Raw genomic sequence first — 1770 nt, 5'->3', positions numbered from 1 at the left:
TCCACGGTTAAACCAACCTGAATTCCGGATACGTTCTTAAAAGTCGGACAGATTCTCCACTTTCGTGTCGTGACGCCCATCCCTGTCGAAGGGTCGCCTCCCCTGCCCTCCTTGTCCATCCATCTCGGTCGCACCAAGACCAGCGGCGCTGACAATCAGGAAATCGTCTATCTTCACGGGCCGGCCTGTCGAAGCGCTGAATGCCTGGCTCGCGCTTGCCAGGATCGAAAGCGGCAGTGTGTTTCGGGCGATTGATCGCTGGGGCAATGTTTCCAAGCGTTCGCTGGATCCGAAGGCAATCAACGACATCGTCAAGCAGCGTGCAGATATGGCTGGTCTCGATCCTGCGGAGTATTCAGCGCATGGCCTGCGCTCCGGCTACTTAACCGAAGCGGCCAATCGCGGCATCCCCCTACCCGAAGCTATGGAACAATCCCGGCATCGATCCGTCCAACAGGCATCCGAATACTACAACAGCGCAACGAGACGGAGTGGCAGAGCAGCCAGGCTTCTCTAGGTCGGTAATGAGCTCCCTAAGGGACACGCACCGGACATCTCCGTTGGGCATGCGAGGTGAAGCTCGCTGATGGGAAATTTGATGCCAGAAGGAATTGGAATAGCTCTTTCGCGACGGTACTATCAGACAGTGGTCGCTCCGATATTGCGAGACCATTACCCTGCAATGCAGCACGCGGCATGCAGGATCGGCCTTGGTTCGGAAGTGCTGGGTTTCGACACTGAGACGTCGGCCGACCATGACTACGGCCCGTCTGTACAAATTTTCGTGCCCGAAGCTGAATTCGCAACCTCCGCAGGCGATATCATGACCACCCTCGACCGCCACCTGCCAACCAGCTTCGAGGACAGGACCGTTCGCTATCCAAGCTACGTACGAGCGCCAGCCGATGGCCGCGCCTCTGGAATGCAAGGATCAGACCACGGCGTCGAGCTCTATACCGTGCCCGCCTGGTGCGAACGCTATCTCGGCCGTCAGTTTGCCGAAGATCTGGCCGCGAGGGATTGGCTGTCCTATTCGGAGCAGCACTTCTTGACGGTAACGGCAGGTGCTGTGTTTCAGGACGATTTTGGAGAGGTGACTGCGCTTCGAAATAGGCTCTCGTACTTTCCAAGAGATGTTTGGCTCTACAAACTGGCAGCTCAATGGGGCCGAATTGCTGAGGAACGTGCCTATATCGGTCGGACGGGCGACGTTGGTGACGAGCTCGGCTCTCGTGTGATTGCCACGCGTATGGCCGGAAACCTGATGAGGCTCGCTCTACTGGTCGAGCGCCGATACGCGCCTTACCCGAAATGGTTTGGCACTGCCTTCTCCAGGCTGGAATGCGCGCCGGAGCTGGGGCCGATTTTGCTGAAGATCATGACAGCCCCAGACTGGCGTGAAAGAGAGGCCGCAATCAAGCTTGCGTGTGAATTCGTCGCTGAACTGCAGATGATGAAGGAGGTGCCTGGGGCGACAGCCCCTGTGCAGGGCTCGCTGCACAATCGGCCATTCCAGTTTGTGGACTCCCTGAAGATCTTCGAAGGACTTCGTGCCGCGATCAATGACCAGGAGCTACGTCAGTTGCCTGAGTTCGGCGGGGTGGATCAGTACCTATCCAGCAATTTCGTTCTAGCCGTGCCCGGCTTTTCAGAGGCAACCTTGACGGCGCTTTGGCAGCATCAATGACTGCCATCGGCCCATTGCAGACATAGAAGAGCGGAGCGGGTTAAGCTATCTCGAACCCAAGATCATCTCGAGCGCGGCATCCT

Annotated in this window: 1 protein-coding gene and 1 pseudogene; both read left to right on the top strand. The window is 57.5% G+C overall.

The features are described from left to right. Positions 1 to 75: 75 nt before the first annotated feature. Positions 76 to 517, top strand: a pseudogene (locus P7F60_RS30720) (tyrosine-type recombinase/integrase); the annotation flags it as partial. A gap of 306 nt (positions 518 to 823) precedes the next feature. Next, complete coding sequence (locus P7F60_RS30715; RefSeq protein ID WP_277921231.1) at positions 824 to 1687, top strand: DUF4037 domain-containing protein; 864 nt, start codon at positions 824 to 826, stop codon at positions 1685 to 1687. Positions 1688 to 1770: the final 83 nt, after the last annotated feature.

The sequence above is a fragment of the Rhizobium sp. YJ-22 genome (genome assembly GCF_029601685.1).
Taxonomy (GTDB): Bacteria; Pseudomonadota; Alphaproteobacteria; order Rhizobiales; family Rhizobiaceae; genus Metarhizobium.
Note: the sequence above shows the minus strand (reverse complement) of the source record. Positions and strands in the feature narration are given on the sequence as shown.